18 protein-coding genes are annotated in these 13943 nt (G+C 38.8%); 3 read left to right on the top strand and 15 right to left on the bottom strand.

Going from position 1 to position 13943, the window contains the following annotated elements; all coding sequences use genetic code 11:
• Positions 1–3: 3 nt before the first annotated feature.
• A complete protein-coding gene (locus PHY84_RS10570) occupies positions 4–534 on the top strand; it encodes a YceI family protein (RefSeq protein ID WP_299859608.1) in 531 nt (176 codons plus the stop codon).
• Positions 535–567: 33 nt separating this feature from the next.
• Positions 568–1269: a tetratricopeptide repeat protein gene (locus PHY84_RS10565; protein ID WP_299859606.1), complete on the top strand. Its 702-nt coding sequence runs from the start codon at positions 568–570 to the stop codon at positions 1267–1269.
• On the opposite strand, the gene PHY84_RS10560 is transcribed toward PHY84_RS10565, so the two are convergent.
• From PHY84_RS10560 to PHY84_RS10505, 12 genes are all read right to left on the bottom strand, one after another.
• Positions 1266–1955, bottom strand: coding sequence for a response regulator (locus PHY84_RS10560; RefSeq protein ID WP_299859603.1), 690 nt, complete (start codon positions 1953–1955; stop codon positions 1266–1268). The two genes, PHY84_RS10565 and PHY84_RS10560, sit on opposite strands and share 4 nt — an antisense overlap.
• Positions 1945–3465: an ATP-binding protein gene (locus PHY84_RS10555; protein WP_299859601.1), complete on the bottom strand. Its 1521-nt coding sequence runs from the start codon at positions 3463–3465 to the stop codon at positions 1945–1947. Before PHY84_RS10555 ends, PHY84_RS10560 begins: the two co-directional genes overlap by 11 nt.
• Positions 3458–4198 (bottom strand): uroporphyrinogen-III C-methyltransferase, encoded by a 741-nt coding sequence (cobA, locus tag PHY84_RS10550; protein WP_299859599.1) that lies wholly within the window; start codon positions 4196–4198, stop codon positions 3458–3460. The genes PHY84_RS10555 and cobA overlap by 8 nt, the downstream gene beginning before the upstream one ends.
• Positions 4198–5334, bottom strand: coding sequence for a cytochrome D1 domain-containing protein (locus PHY84_RS10545; RefSeq protein WP_299859597.1), 1137 nt, complete (start codon positions 5332–5334; stop codon positions 4198–4200). Before PHY84_RS10545 ends, cobA begins: the two co-directional genes overlap by 1 nt.
• The gene (locus tag PHY84_RS10540) at positions 5334–6455 is read right to left on the bottom strand and encodes a radical SAM protein (RefSeq protein WP_299859596.1); all 1122 of its coding nucleotides are present in this window, start codon (positions 6453–6455) and stop codon (positions 5334–5336) included. The genes PHY84_RS10545 and PHY84_RS10540 overlap by 1 nt, the downstream gene beginning before the upstream one ends.
• Positions 6456–6761 (bottom strand): cytochrome c, encoded by a 306-nt coding sequence (locus PHY84_RS10535; RefSeq protein WP_299859594.1) that lies wholly within the window; start codon positions 6759–6761, stop codon positions 6456–6458. It lies immediately after the preceding gene.
• A 180-nt stretch (positions 6762–6941) separates the two neighbouring features.
• A complete protein-coding gene (locus PHY84_RS10530) occupies positions 6942–8582 on the bottom strand; it encodes a nitrite reductase (protein WP_299859592.1) in 1641 nt (546 codons plus the stop codon).
• A gap of 101 nt (positions 8583–8683) precedes the next feature.
• Positions 8684–8848, bottom strand: a complete 165-nt coding sequence (locus tag PHY84_RS10525) for a hypothetical protein (RefSeq protein WP_299859590.1) — start codon at positions 8846–8848, stop codon at positions 8684–8686.
• 10 nt (positions 8849–8858) lie between these two features.
• A complete protein-coding gene (locus PHY84_RS10520; RefSeq protein WP_299859588.1) occupies positions 8859–10283 on the bottom strand; it encodes a cbb3-type cytochrome c oxidase subunit I in 1425 nt (474 codons plus the stop codon).
• Complete coding sequence (locus PHY84_RS10515; RefSeq protein WP_299859586.1) at positions 10273–10959, bottom strand: c-type cytochrome; 687 nt, start codon at positions 10957–10959, stop codon at positions 10273–10275. Before PHY84_RS10515 ends, PHY84_RS10520 begins: the two co-directional genes overlap by 11 nt.
• Before the next feature lie 37 nt (positions 10960–10996).
• Positions 10997–11323, bottom strand: a complete 327-nt coding sequence (locus tag PHY84_RS10510) for a hypothetical protein (RefSeq protein ID WP_299859584.1) — start codon at positions 11321–11323, stop codon at positions 10997–10999.
• Positions 11324–11531: 208 nt separating this feature from the next.
• Positions 11532–11726 (bottom strand): hypothetical protein, encoded by a 195-nt coding sequence (locus PHY84_RS10505; RefSeq protein ID WP_299859582.1) that lies wholly within the window; start codon positions 11724–11726, stop codon positions 11532–11534.
• 130 nt (positions 11727–11856) lie between these two features.
• Here PHY84_RS10505 and PHY84_RS10500 point away from each other — a divergent pair, with 130 nt between their 5' ends.
• Complete coding sequence (locus PHY84_RS10500; RefSeq protein ID WP_299859579.1) at positions 11857–12258, top strand: hypothetical protein; 402 nt, start codon at positions 11857–11859, stop codon at positions 12256–12258.
• Positions 12259–12833: 575 nt separating this feature from the next.
• On the opposite strand, the gene PHY84_RS10495 is transcribed toward PHY84_RS10500, so the two are convergent.
• The 3 genes from PHY84_RS10495 to PHY84_RS10485 are packed head-to-tail and all read right to left on the bottom strand — an operon-like array spanning position 12834 to position 13744.
• On the bottom strand, positions 12834–13271 hold the full coding sequence (locus PHY84_RS10495; protein WP_299859577.1) for a cytochrome c peroxidase: 438 nt from the start codon (positions 13269–13271) through the stop codon (positions 12834–12836).
• A 49-nt stretch (positions 13272–13320) separates the two neighbouring features.
• Complete coding sequence (locus PHY84_RS10490; protein ID WP_299859575.1) at positions 13321–13524, bottom strand: SDR family NAD(P)-dependent oxidoreductase; 204 nt, start codon at positions 13522–13524, stop codon at positions 13321–13323.
• Positions 13525–13540: 16 nt separating this feature from the next.
• The gene (locus tag PHY84_RS10485) at positions 13541–13744 is read right to left on the bottom strand and encodes a hypothetical protein (RefSeq protein WP_299859573.1); all 204 of its coding nucleotides are present in this window, start codon (positions 13742–13744) and stop codon (positions 13541–13543) included.
• Between the last annotated feature and the right edge of the window lie 199 nt (positions 13745–13943).

Below are 13943 nucleotides of genomic sequence, written 5' to 3'. Positions count from 1 at the left end.
AAAATGAAAAAGATATTGTTATTAGCGTTGTTAAGCCTTGGGCTTTTTGGAGCTGAGTTGCATCTCAAAAACGGCTCTGTTGCGGCTCACACGGAGATGCTGATGGATAAAACGATTGACCCGTTCAACAACGCTCTGCAAGCCGCTATTACCATGCAAAACGGCGATATTACGACTATGCAGGGAAAGTTTTGGGTAGAGATGTCGCTTTTTAAGAGTGACAAAAGCGATAGAGATGAACACATGTACAAAGAGGTAGATACGCTTAAGTACAAACTCGCAACCTATACCATCTCAAGTGTGACAAAAGTACAAGACAATCTCTACACCATTAAAGGAAAACTTGATTTTCATGGAGTAAGCAGAGAGCTGGAAGCAAAAGCAAAGATAACTGCCGTAAACTCTAATGTTACAATGGATGCAACCTCAATGATTTTGGTAAGTGAATATGGCATAAAGATGCCTTGTATGGTTTTTATGTGTGTTCGTGACCAAGTTGACTTGAGTGTCAAAGCCTCTTTTGAGATAAGGTAAGTATAATTTCACATCAATTTTTCAAGGATACAGATGTTTAAGTTTATAGTGGGTATGTTTTTTCTTCTACTTCAAGTAGAAGCCAACACGGATGAAGCACTCAAAGCGTTTAAGGCGCAGCAGTATCAAAAGGCGTTTGAACTGTACCAAAAGAGTGCATTAGAGGGTGATGCAAAAGCGCAAAGCGCACTTAGCTATCTTTATGCAAATGGCTTAGGGACTCAAAAAGATATTAAAAAATCTATAGAGTGGCTTGAAAAATCAGCAAACAACGCAAATGTAAATGCACAGTACGATTTGGGAATGTTTTATCTCAATGGAAATAATGTCACGCAGGACAGCAAAAAAGCACTTGAATTTCTGACAAAAGCATCCGAGCAAAATCATGCGGATGCACAGTACAACTTGGGGCAAATGTACTATAAAGGTGATGGAGTTGATCTCAACATCTCAAAAACAGTGGAACTTTTTGAAAAAGCTGCCAACAGCGGACATAAGGGCGCACAGCAAAATATAGGGCATATTTACATGCACTTGTTGAAATTTGATGAAGCTGCACAATGGTTTGAAAAAAGCGCGGCAAAAGGCGATGAGAGCGTTTATTATATACTTGCACAGGTCTATTGCGAGCTTGAGCAATTCAAAAAAGCAAAAGAGTGGGCGCAAAAAGCTATAAAGAGCGGCAACAAAGAAGCCGAACTTCTCTTTAAAAAGTACGACTTGCAGAAGTATTAAAGCGGAATAATTTTATATCCTGAACCATAGATATTATGGATAACTCCCTCTGGGAGTTTTGTACGTAATCTTTTCATAAGAGAAGTTACCGCATGAACAGAAAACTCTTTTTCACCTTTTTCTTTATGCAGATGCTCAAAAATCTCTTTTGTGGAAGCTATCATGTTTGGCTTAGAGAAGAGAAGTTTAAGCAGCATATTTTCCATCTTTCTAAGTTTAATCTCTTTTGTATTTTCCCAAAGCGTGTTGGTATCATAATCCCAAAAAATAGACTCTGTTACATATGTTCGATGAACTTCCGCTCTGATTTGGGCAACGATGTCAAGTAGAGTTGTCTTGAGTTTATCTGTTTTTATGGGCTTGATAAGATAAGATTCCAGATGAAGCTTGATAGCAAGAAGCAGTTTTTCCTGTTCAGAGTGTGCGCTCATTACGATGATTTTGGTCTCTTTGTCGCTCTCTCTTATCTTGCCAATCATCTCTAAACCATCAAGATTGGGCATGCTTATATCTGTTAGAATGATATTTGGCTTTTTTTGCTTATAGATATCATACGCTTCATCTCCGGATGCCGCCGTATAAACTCTGTTAAAAAAAAGTTGCAGATACTCCTGAAGCATCTCTCTGAGTTCGCCCTCATCCTCTGCCAGCAAAACAGATACATCTCTTATCTTTTCACTCTTCATTTTTTACCTTTATAGTAAATTTTGCACCAACTTTCTCATTTTTTTCGTTATAAATATTTTGTACAGTTAAAAAACCTTTCATATTGTCCTCTATAATCATTTTTGCGATATGTAGTCCAAGACCGGTTCCCATTGACTTATGTTTTGTTGTAAAGTAGGGGTTAAATATTTTGCTTAAATTCTCATCTTCTATTCCGCCGCAACTATCCTCTATGGTAAGCGTGGCAAACTCTTCAATTTTTTGTACAGTGATGTTAATAGTAGTTTGTGGCAGGTTTTTTATTCTAACCAAATCATTGATGTTAGATAGGATAGAGACGATAACTTGCACGTATTCATTTATTAAAGCAAAAATTTTCACTGTACTGTTGAACTGGGTATCTAGTTTGACAACCGTTTCATTAAAATGGATAATCTCCAGTGATTTTTTTACGGCATCATCAATACTGAACCATGACTTCTCTTTTCCGGGGCTATAGTAGCTCATAAAATCTTCAATCGTTTCAGATAGATAGGCAATACGTTTTTCCATCTTTTCAAGCTTATCCGCTATTTCCTCTTTGGTAAGAAGATTTGCTCTGTTTTTCTCTTGAAGGATTGCAAGAGAGGTGTTAATGATGGCAAGTGGTTGCCTCCATTGATGAGCGATGTTACCTATCATTTCGCCTATCTCTGCCCGCTTTGACTGTTCAAAAAGGAGTAAATCTCGCTCCCGTAACTCTGCCTCTTTTCTTTGTAGCTCTTGTATAGTGTCGAGAAGTTCACGGTTGTACTTTTGCTCAATATAGAGACCGCAATCAAGATTTTTCATATCTTCTATAAGTTTTGGGATATACTTTTTCTCTATGATGGAGCCATGTTGAGGTGCGATAAGCTCAATATCAAGTTTTTCGATTTTGCCGAGTGCATAGTTAAAGATATCTTTGCTTGGCATATACTCTTGATGAAAAAGTTTTGCTTTTGCAAAATAGCTCTCATCTGCATAAAAATCCCAAGACTCCTCAATCCCCCCAAAAATATCGCCTGAAAAAAGCACTTTAGAGTTTGATTCATAACTTACAAATGCTCCGGGAGAGTGGCAGTATGGCGTTGTTAAAAAGTCAAGCTTCAAACCAGTCGAAGTTGTAAGGCTGTTTTCGTGCCTGTCGATTTCATAATAGCTTGACTTTATAAGATAGTGTTTGACAAGAAGCGACATCCTTGAGTGCGTAACTATAAGCAAATCATCTCTATTAATGAGTTTTTCTATCTCAGGAACGGCCGCTGCCAAATCAGGGTCTTGATGATGGAGGATAATATACCTGATATCGCTCATGTGGATAAGCGTTTTGATTTTTCTGACAGTTTCATCAAACTCAAGCATAGAACCTGGGTCTATAAGGATGGATTCGTTACCGTTTTTAATGAGATACGGGTGACACTGAAAAGGATCACCTTTTAGATGCATACCAACCCAGTATATACTCGGTGCAATTTCAATTGCTTTGGATGTGTCGAGCGTCTTACTCATTTCCCTCAAACCACTGCAACTGGTCTCTAAGTTCTACAACTCTTCCTACCACGATAAGTGCCGGAGTTGGAACATCCTGTGTTTTTGCGACTATGTTTTCAAGTGTGCCTACAACAACGCTTTGGTTTTTTGTAGTCCCTTTTGAGATGACGGCACATGGATAGTCAAGCGGTTTGCCGATGCCTATAAGCTTTTTTGCTATTTTTGGAAGATTATGCAGACCCATCAAAAAGACGATAGTATCATCGGTCTTAAACGTATCCCAAGGAATTTGAGACTCTTTTTTGTTTGGAGATTCATGCCCTGTTACCACTCTAAAGCTCACAGATACTCCACGGTGCGTTACGGGAATGCCTGCATAAGCAGGTGCACTTATAGCAGATGTAATCCCAGGAATAACTTCAAATGCTATGCCTCTTTCTTGAAGGTAAAGAGCTTCTTCTCCGCCACGTCCAAAAACAAAAGGATCACCGCCTTTGAGACGGACAACATTTTCATGCTTAAGTGCATTTTGGTAGATAACTTCATTGATATCATCTTGAGGAACTATGTGTCTCCCATCTTCTTTGCCGACATACACAAACTCACATCCGCTCTTTGCTTCTTCTAAGATGTCCGGATTTGCAAGACGGTCATAAATGATAACATCTGCCTCTTTGATAACGCGAAGTGCTTTAAGTGTGAGCAGTTCTATATCTCCTGGACCCGCTCCCGTTAGATAGACTTTGCCCATTATTTTGCCTCTTTATAGATAAATACGCCTGATGGCTTGTTGATACCAAACATCTCACGAGCCAGATACCACTCTTTTGTGTTGATAACTGAAATTTTATTTGTATCATTTACTGAAACGTAGAGGTTAGGACGTACATCAGACCATCTCACATGCAGCACTTTTCCGTCAAATTCAAATCTTTTGATAACCTCAAGAGTTTGTGTATCTATGATTTGAACAACAGGAAACTTCTCACCGCTAAAGGTGACCGCCATATATTTTTGGTCAGGACTAAGCGCCGTAAATACAGGCAAACCTTCAACTTCTATGTTTTTAACAAATTTAAAGTCAGATGTATAGACTAAAACCTTATTGTTTCCGACTGCCGGTATAAACACATTTCCATCACTGATGCTCCAAAAACCAAAATGCGGTACTTTTAAAACAGGCTTTCTATCTTCAAGTAAAATATCTATCTTAGAGTATGTCATCGTATCAAGGTCAACTACACCAAAATAGCTGCTTTTGAAAAACCCGGTGATAAAATTGTTGTTTTTAATCATCGCATCAAAAGGCATTACGCCGACATTTTCAAACTCTTTATGTATCTCAAACTCAGGAAGCCCCTTGCCGTTGTTCTTGTCTTTTAAAACGGTAATTTTGTCGTTATCCATCTGCGAAAAGATAAGATAATTTTTATACTTTTTAATACCGACGTTTTTGGAGCCGGTCTCAAAAGAGCGGATAGGATTTAAATCCCTATCTAAAATATCAACACTCTTCTTTGCATAGTTTGCAACGGCGATATAGTTCTTCTCGACAGTAAATCCGATAGCGCTGTCGCTTGTTTTATACTCTTTGAGCACTCTTTCCGTTTCCGGGTTGAATTTTATGATGTAACCATCACGAGAGATTGCATAACCGTCTTTTTCATAAAACTTCACAACGCCATGATTCATGTCGTGCATTCCATCAATATGACCTTTTGTCATGCCTTGTTCTATCACCGCAAGAGACTTGCTCTCTCTTTCAACAACAAAGATTTTCTCGTTTCCTCTCAAATCGGCAAGTACCGGATTCACTCCTTTTGCTTGCAGCGTGCTTAGTAGTGATGCTGCCAAAGAAGCAGCTATAAAAAGTTTTTTGATTTGCATTAATTTTTCCTTCTCTCTTCTTGAGTCAAATAACATGACGGGTCTTCACTCCATAAATCGCCGGTGATAGCATACGCTCTTGATCTTGAGCCGCCGTTACAAATATCTATCTGCTCACATGATGCACAGATACCGCTTATCTGCTTTCTTGGGTGGATGCGCAATTGGTCTAACAACTCACCGCTTTGCCAGATAGTACCAAAATCCTGCTTTATGATATTGCCAACCGTAAAGGGAAAAAACGGGTCAGGGCGTACATCGCCCTCACTGTTGATATTTAGGAGTTTGCGTCCTGCACTGTTGCCACCCCATGAGACGAGGCGTTCTCTCATTTTTGCTTTAAGATTAGGAAACTTTTCTCCAAATTTGTTTAAAAAGAGAATTGCATCCTGCTCCATGTTGCCGGTAACTATCTCTATATCTCTGCCTGTTTCATAGTATTCAAATGCCTTGTCAAGGATAAACTCAACCGATTTTCTTCTCTGCTCCTTAGATAAATCCATCTTAAGGTTGTCCAATCCGCGTCCGGAGTAAACAAGATGCGAAATGTATATCTTTGAAATATTCTCTTTTTCTGCAAGCTCAAAGATATACTCAAGTGAGCCAAGTGTCTCTTTTGTTATGGTAAAGCGAATTCCGACTTTACCGCCTTGTGCATTTGCTAGACGCACTGCTTTTAGTGTCTCGGTAAATGCCCCTTTGAGACCGCGGAAATGGTCATGTGTCGGCTCATCACCATCAATGCTGATGCCAACATAGTTGAAAGTATCAACAATTCTCTTTACATTACTTGATGTAAAATACAGACCGTTGCTTGATAGATAGGTAATAATCCCGTTTTCTTTACAAAAGTCTGCAATTTCAAAAAGGTCTTTCCTTGTAAGTGGCTCACCGCCGGAGAAAATAATAAATTTTACCCCATTTTCTTTCATCTCTAAAATAGTTTTTTTAATTTGTGCAGTGGTAAGTGTATCAATCTCATCCAGTGTTGATTTTGAGTAGCAATGCAGGCATGAGAGGTTACAACGGTTTGTAAAGTTCCAGATAGCTATAGAACCATTAAGAACTCTCTCCGGTTTGTTTTCAACTACGGAGTGAATGAGGTTGGAGAGTCTAAACATCTATTTGCCTTTATAGGAGAGAACATAGCGCGCTATCTCTTCTCTCTCTTGATCTGTTAGTTTGAGTTTTGTCATAACTGTTCGTTTGTATCCAAATGCTTTGTACATTGACTCAGGGTCGATGATGTAAGCTTGAATCTCTTCAAATGTTCTTTTATTTGCGATTTGGGTAAACGGAGGTCCAAACGCTTCGGAGGTTTGATGGTGACAACCCCAACAATACGTTTCAAAAACTTTTTTTCCTGCAGCTTCTTGCGCGCTTAAATGCGAAACAAAAAACAGTGCAATGAGTAATTTTAGGTACATTATTTCTCTTTTTTCAAAGTTGTTATTTGGTTTTTATTGTAGCTAAACTAAGCTTGAATAATGGCTTATAAATGTCAATAAAATCATTTTTTACTATTTAAATGCGGGCTAAAAAAATGGTTTTGGATACATGGGTAAAGAAGTGTTGATTTTCTCCCCCAAAGGGAGAGAAGGTGTACATTATGCACCTGGAATAGTTTGTCTGTGCTCGATAGAGTAAGTAAATGTAGGAGTTGTAAGTCCTTCGATGTACTTCACAAAGTTACCAGTTTTTGCTTCATAGATACCGATACGACCAGCATTCCACTCAGAAATCATAGTCCAGTGACCGTGGTTTGCAGGCTCAGCGTGAAGAATTCTAGGAACTACCGCTTCACCCTTAGCATCTTTTACAGTTGGAACTTTCCACTTGTAAAGTACTTTATGAGTTACAGGATCTGTTACAGTACCTTCTGTTGTACCAACAGTGATGATTCTGTCTAGCTCAAGAGTTTGCTTGTTGATTAAGTGAACTTGATTCCAAACATTGCTTGATCCAAGAACGTTGTCTGCCCAGATAAATGGTGTATGCTCAGATGTACCAACGAATAGACCGCCACCGCCTGTTGGGATATGACGAATAACATCGAAGTGGTCATCCCAGATTGTTACTTGACCTAAGTTCATGTTAACAGTTGCACCAAGTTGCTTACCTAGAGTCTCATTGAACCAAGAAGAACCTTGACCTGGGTGTGGCTTAGATGCTGGACCTGTATAGATTTTAGTTACTAAAGATTTAGTTTTGAAGTCAACAACACCGACTACGTCACTTCCTTGAGAAGCGATGAATAGGTAACGACCAATCTCTTTACCTTCATTCAAGAAACCATCGTGAAGAATATCACCGATGTTTGGAATATCACCAACGATTGGGAACCCTGGCTTAGAGTAATCTACGATATAAACGTGTCCGCCGTCTTTAAGTGCAAATGCGATATAAGGACCGTATGGAGTATCGAAAATACCTGCAACACGAGATGAATCGATGTCACCGTTAGGCTTGATAACACTTGAAGTTGGGTAAACTTTTAACGGCTCTAGTGTCATAGCATCCATAAGGATAGCACCACCCGGAGTATAGTTACCAGCCATTAGGTATTTACCATCTGGAGAAACTGCAAGTCCGCGAGACTCAGATCCAACTTGACACTCAGCAATTTTTTGTTGACCCGGAGTATTTAAGTCGAACATTGTTACTAAACCTGAACGAGAGATTGAGTAAGCATAACGTGGTTGACGCTTGTTTGTAACTGTTACGTGAACCGCAAAACCAGCTGGGTGCTTAGATAAAATTTTACCCGTTGTACCGTCAACGAAAGCAACACGCTCAGCATCACGCTCAGTTACGAAACAGATATCAGTGTTCTTCTTAACATCAGCAGGATTTGGGTACTTTTTGAAGAACTCCATTCTGTCGTTAAGTTTTTTCCAACCACTTTTTACAGTATCAAGTGTAAGTTGGTTGATTTTTCTACCTTTAAAGTGTTGGATATAGTCAACCATTTTATCAGCATCAGCTTTTGAGAACTTCTCTTTAAACGGAGGCATTGCAGTTCCCGCTTTACCGTTTAGGATAGTTGCAGCAAGTTCATAAGCATTTTTCTTTGCTGTTACAGCTGGACGTAAGTCAGAACCAACACCACCCTCGTGGTTAGGACCGTGACAACCTTGACACTCTTTCTCAAATACTTTTTCAACATCCATTGCAGATGTATCTGCCGCTAAACCTGAAGCAACAACCGCGATAGCTGCTACTGACATTGCTAATTTGTTTAATCTCATTTTATTTCTCCTTCTAAAATAGATATACATACAGACTTTTACGTCTGAAACTACACTAAAACCTCAAGGCCCGATGTGGGCCCTGAGAACTTTAGATTTTTTTAGTTGCCCTCTTGCTCAAGACGCGCTTTTTCTTGCTTGTAAATCCAAATCATTGGAAGTACAATTACAGTATGCAAGAAAATCGTTAGTGTTAACGGTCCTTGTGCAAGTGTGCCAAAAAAACTTGGCACTACATCTGTAAATGGTTCAAACATTGCGTTCATCTTATTCTCCTTATCTTACGTGATTAGCAGATTTACCGGTTGTCAATAAATCTTTCGCTAAGAATAGGAAACCTACGAATGTTATAACACCCATGAGAAGTCTCCAAATCATACCTTGTGTTAACCAAGTAGTTGCTTGAGCATCAAAGTAACCTGCCCATGTAGCACCCATTTGTGCACGAGAGATGATAACATCAGAGTATCCTGCAATTGTAAGCGCAACAGTCATACCTACAACACCGCCTACAATCATGCTTGTAGCAAAAATTGTTGATCTTGTGTTGTTAAGAATTTTGATACCGTTTTTGCCTTGTACAGCCATATACATCATACCCACAAGAATAGTTGCATAAGCTCCAAAGAACGCTAAGTGTCCGTGAGCAGATGTGAACTGTGTTCCGTGTGTATAAAGGTTTACTTGTGGTAATGTGTGGAAGAATCCCCAGATACCAGCACCCAAGAAGTTACCAAATGCATTAAGAACGAACCAAGTAAATGCCGGCTTGTTTGTGATAACAGAAATAGCCTGACCTTTCGCATCCTCTTCTCCTTGCATTTTTCCCCAGTCATAAAGAACGTGGATAAACATTGCAACAAGTGGAAGTGGCTCAAGAGCTGAGAACAACGCACCGATTTCCCACCAATACTCAGGTGTACCGATCCAGAAGTAGTGGTGACCAAGACCAAGGATACCAGAACCAAACAACATAGTTACTTCAATCCATAACCACATTTCAACAACTTTACGGTGTGCACCAATCATAGTGATTAGACCATAAGCAGCGATTGAACCAACGAAAACTTCCCAAGTAGCTTCAACCCAAAGGTGAATAACCCACCACCACCAGAATTGGTCGATAGAGATGTTGTCAGTGTAGAACATACCTGTTAAGTATAAACCAGCAAAAGCAATCATGTCTGCCATAAGAACAGTAACGATACCAGAGCGGTTACCCTTCATACCTGTCATGAAAAGGTTTGCAACGAAACCAAGTGCAACAACAGTAATACCTAAGTCAGCCCAACGTGGTGCTTCGATATACTCACGACCTTCGTTAATGAACCAGATAGTTGTCTCATCTGCAGGTCCGACTTGGATGAAGAGATATACGAGAACAACAACAGTTACAGCTGCAGTAAATATCCAGAAAAGGAGTTTACCCATACCGATACCGACAGTTTCAATACCAGTCTCATCAGGTAATAACCAGTAAACAGAACCAAACATCGCAAAAACCATCCATACAACAAGTGCATTGATGTGTAGCATTCTTGATACAGAGAAGTCTAGTAATTCAAACAAGAAACCCGGAATAACATACTGCGCCGCAGCAACAAGTCCAAAAAGCAACTGTGCACCAAAAAGAATCGCTGCAACAGTAAAATACCATGTCGCTAACTTTTTAGATTCAGATTTTAAATAACTATTTGCCATTTACCGCTCCTTGCATTTTTCCAAAGTTTCTTGGGAAACCATTTGAATCGATTGATGCCATGTGTTTTAGGAAAGCAACCAAGCCTTTTGCTTCTTCAGCAGTAATACCAAGATTTGGCATCATACGAGCATGTGTCGGATATTGAGACGGATGTTGTAAGAACTCAGCCATCGCTTCCTCTTTTGTGCTTTTTCCTGTCATAGCTTGCATTGAACCATTAGGTCCCCATGCCGGATCTAACCAAGCTTTTGTTAAGTCCGGAGCATAGTATGCACCGTTTCCAAGCAGTGTATGGCAGTTCATACAGTTTTTAGCCTGTGAACCTAGTTTACCTAAACGAAGTAATTCAGCAGCTTCTGCTTCACTCCAGTCATCTCTACCAAAAAATTTCTCTTTTTCTTGGAAAGCCGAAGTTCCCTCTGCATTCATTCCACCAATAACCGGAATCTCATGCTGACGCTTCTTGTTGAACTCGTAAGTAACCTTGTAATTAATAACTGTAGGTGCCGGAACCCTTTTAGTTACACCATTTTGTATGTCTGCATCAGTACCCATTGAGATTTGAGCACTTGTATCAAATGTCAACCAAATAAGTAGAACTGAAGCAAAACCTGTAATCCACGCTGCTGTGCGTTGCCAGAAGCGATTGTCACTCCATACGGATCTTTTAGCCACTATACCCTCCTATAAATTATGGGTCAATATATATAAATTAATGTTCATTCTCTTCATGAACATGATCTTGCATGTAATAGACTGCATGCGGAAGCAATAACAATCCAATTGCAGCAACTACCAAAGCTTTAGCCGTAAGTTCATTTACATGCATTAAACTTCCCATCAGATACAAACAATAAGCAGTTAACACCCAAAAAATGTATCCAAAAGGCATAGCCCATTTCTTGAGAAGTTTAACTTTTACAGCCGTATATATACCAACATAGAATCCTCCAAATACCAACACAAGCGTAGAAGATACAAATATTGTTAAAAAATCATCCACAAGAATGTCACGTGACATTAAAGCTTCATCAACCATTGCATCTCCCCTTCTCTTATTACATTTTTCAGAATCAAGAGAAGTTTAGTCTGAATTAGTTTAAAAACAGTTGATTTATATCAATTTTTTTAGGTAATTTAAAAATTAAGGTTTGTTTTATTATTTGTGTAACAATACGAAACACACTCAAAATTTACATAATTTTAGGATTAATAAGCAGTGTGTTTCTTTATATAAGGAAAATGTATTAAAAGAAGTGAATCATACTGGAGAGGGTAAATGCAAAGAGCAGTGTCGTAGAAATAACAACAGCGCGCTTGGATTGCTCTTCTATCTGGTGTTTGCTCTCGAGATAATCGCCAAGCCAAATCCCTGGAAAAACAGAAAACATCAACATCGGAACACTCATTACGCCAACTATTACCAAGTCTTGTATGCTCATTTTCCAACTCTTTATTTTTAATTTAAATTTTGTTTTATCTCTATTATTATATCATTGATTCATTAATTTTTTTTAATGTAGAATTAATTTTGAAAAAAATTCATAAAAACAAAAATTGAGGGAGGCGGTTATGAATAAGGTGATATCGGTTGCTGCAATTTCTATAGTAGCGGCAATGTTAACAACGGGATGTAGTGTAAAGAGCAGTGTCTCTAGCGATGCAAATATGGGGGCACACGTGAATGAAGATGCAGGTATATGTAAAACTGCAATTTATATCGGGCATCTTGATTCAAAAAGTGCTTTGGAAGCAATAGGAAAAGCCGGAAAAAAAGAGGGTTGGAGAATGACTGAGTTCAAATCAAACGCTTTAATTGCTGAAAAAGTCATTGATGGTACGATGCGTTCGACAACGGTTTCTATCGCCAAAGAGCATATTACGTGTTCTAAAGATAACATACCTCAAAGTGAGCTGGATGCTTTAAGAGCTGCGATTGTAAAAGAGTTGCAGCATGGTAAAGAAAAGCACTAGTAGCTCTTTGCTTCAAGTTTTGCACAATGTGCTAAACTAAAACTTCTTTTTTGCTCTTGCAAGTTCGACAGCAGTCGGATTACCAAGAGCAGGGAAGACATTTCTTATGGCACTGGCTACTAAGTGTGGATAGATTTTAAAGTTAAATTTCACGCTTACCCAAACTGGATATTTTGTTCCTTTGTCTAGTGCAAGCTTTTTGCTCTTCTCTCTCTTGTTGGTATTCTCGTATCATTAAGAAGAGTTTTATACTTCCAAAATAAAAGCCCAACAGTTTAGAGTTTTCATCGCCGAACATTTTTTGAAAAAGTCTGCTTCCGTCCTCAATGTTTCCGTCGCTTTCGAGTTCGCCGTCTTTGTCTTTTACCTAAATTTCAAGCCATAATTCTCTAAAATCAGCCATGCCGTTTGATTTGATATATAATGTCCTGCGCCTAAAAATAGTGAACTTTTATATAATTTTTACAACTCCGCTATCGGTTGAAGTTCTCTTTAGAAGTACAAATTTATCATCTTTAAGATTTATCATATGACAGTCTGTATAACTTTTGTGTTTTGTTTTGTCGTCCAGATTATTATTTCCCGCTCCTCAAATGTCGGGACAATTTTATGCCATTTTGCGGATGGGATTCATCATGGCATGAAGCGCAATCATTGGTTTTTGGCTCTTTTTGCGTGAGCATTTTTAGCAGTGCGCCGCTATTTTTAAGGTCTCTGTCAAAAGAGTGGCATGTTGCGCAACTTGTTTTGCCGCTCTTTGAGAGATTTGTATCGAAGAAAAGCTCTTCTCCAAGCGTTATCTTCTCCTTCGTCATCGGATTGGAGATATCATCCACAAGGGATATAAGTTCATCCAAGGAGGAGGGCATCGCTTTATGCCCCTTGTTTATAGCCAACTCCCTTAACTCTGCATCGCTATAGTTCGGAACTTTTTTCGGAGGTGTAAAATAAGCGATAGTTATCATAGCACCAACAACGATGATAACCAGAAGCAGAGTATGAAAGAGCAGCATTTTCATCTGCTACAGACTGAAAGTTTCTTTGATTTTTGCTTCAAACTCTTCATCGCTCATGCTCTTTATCATTTTTACCTAAAAATGAACTGATATTTATGATGACATCGCTCTTAGCTTCTCTCATATACGGCAGAACTTCTCTTGAGGTTTTTATAAGTCCGAAAACATTTACATCAAACTGCTTAAACATCTCCTCATCGCTTCCCTCTTCCAAAGTAGCAAGTAACCCAAAACCGGCATTATTTACCAAAACATCTATTTTGCCTTCATTTTTTATTATTTTTGCAACAGCGTCTTTTATACTGCGTATTTGTAACATCTATGTATATATGTTTTAGATTTGAACTTCCCTCTGCAACGGTTGCATCTCTTGAACCTGCATAAACTATGTAACCGTTATCGGATAAAAACTTAGCGCTAAGCTCTCCCATACCTGATGTTGCACCCGCGATAAGAACGACTTTTGACATAAAAAACTCCTATGATTTGATAATTAAATTGTATGAAAAAAGAATCACTATAATCAAGAGTTTTTTAGCAAGAAAAGAATTTAAATGATTGTATAAGTAAAGAAGAAAAATGATCAACTAGGCAGCGACCTACGTTCCCAACCCTGTAAGGGTCAGTATTATCAGCGATGAGAGGCTTAGCTTCCGGGTTCGGAATGGA

The organism is Sulfurimonas sp. (genome assembly GCF_028694605.1).
Taxonomy (GTDB): domain Bacteria; phylum Campylobacterota; class Campylobacteria; order Campylobacterales; family Sulfurimonadaceae; genus Sulfurimonas.
The sequence above is the reverse complement of the archived record's forward strand: the minus strand, read 5'-3'. Positions and strand labels throughout refer to the sequence as shown.

Coding starts and splice junctions, on each gene's coding strand:
- PHY84_RS10525 (WP_299859590.1), bottom strand. CDS start 8,848: ATGAACGCAATGTTTGAACCATTTACAGATGTAGTGCCAAGTTTTTTT.
- PHY84_RS10570 (WP_299859608.1), top strand. CDS start 4: ATGAAAAAGATATTGTTATTAGCGTTGTTAAGCCTTGGGCTTTTTGGA.
- PHY84_RS10500 (WP_299859579.1), top strand. CDS start 11,857: ATGAATAAGGTGATATCGGTTGCTGCAATTTCTATAGTAGCGGCAATG.
- PHY84_RS10555 (WP_299859601.1), bottom strand. CDS start 3,465: ATGAGTAAGACGCTCGACACATCCAAAGCAATTGAAATTGCACCGAGT.
- PHY84_RS10535 (WP_299859594.1), bottom strand. CDS start 6,761: ATGTACCTAAAATTACTCATTGCACTGTTTTTTGTTTCGCATTTAAGC.
- PHY84_RS10560 (WP_299859603.1), bottom strand. CDS start 1,955: ATGAAGAGTGAAAAGATAAGAGATGTATCTGTTTTGCTGGCAGAGGAT.
- PHY84_RS10530 (WP_299859592.1), bottom strand. CDS start 8,582: ATGAGATTAAACAAATTAGCAATGTCAGTAGCAGCTATCGCGGTTGTT.
- PHY84_RS10545 (WP_299859597.1), bottom strand. CDS start 5,334: ATGCAAATCAAAAAACTTTTTATAGCTGCTTCTTTGGCAGCATCACTA.
- PHY84_RS10540 (WP_299859596.1), bottom strand. CDS start 6,455: ATGTTTAGACTCTCCAACCTCATTCACTCCGTAGTTGAAAACAAACCG.
- PHY84_RS10510 (WP_299859584.1), bottom strand. CDS start 11,323: ATGGTTGATGAAGCTTTAATGTCACGTGACATTCTTGTGGATGATTTT.
- PHY84_RS10565 (WP_299859606.1), top strand. CDS start 568: ATGTTTAAGTTTATAGTGGGTATGTTTTTTCTTCTACTTCAAGTAGAA.
- PHY84_RS10485 (WP_299859573.1), bottom strand. CDS start 13,744: ATGTCAAAAGTCGTTCTTATCGCGGGTGCAACATCAGGTATGGGAGAG.
- PHY84_RS10520 (WP_299859588.1), bottom strand. CDS start 10,283: ATGGCAAATAGTTATTTAAAATCTGAATCTAAAAAGTTAGCGACATGG.
- cobA (WP_299859599.1), bottom strand. CDS start 4,198: ATGGGCAAAGTCTATCTAACGGGAGCGGGTCCAGGAGATATAGAACTG.
- PHY84_RS10505 (WP_299859582.1), bottom strand. CDS start 11,726: ATGAGCATACAAGACTTGGTAATAGTTGGCGTAATGAGTGTTCCGATG.
- PHY84_RS10495 (WP_299859577.1), bottom strand. CDS start 13,271: ATGCTGCTCTTTCATACTCTGCTTCTGGTTATCATCGTTGTTGGTGCT.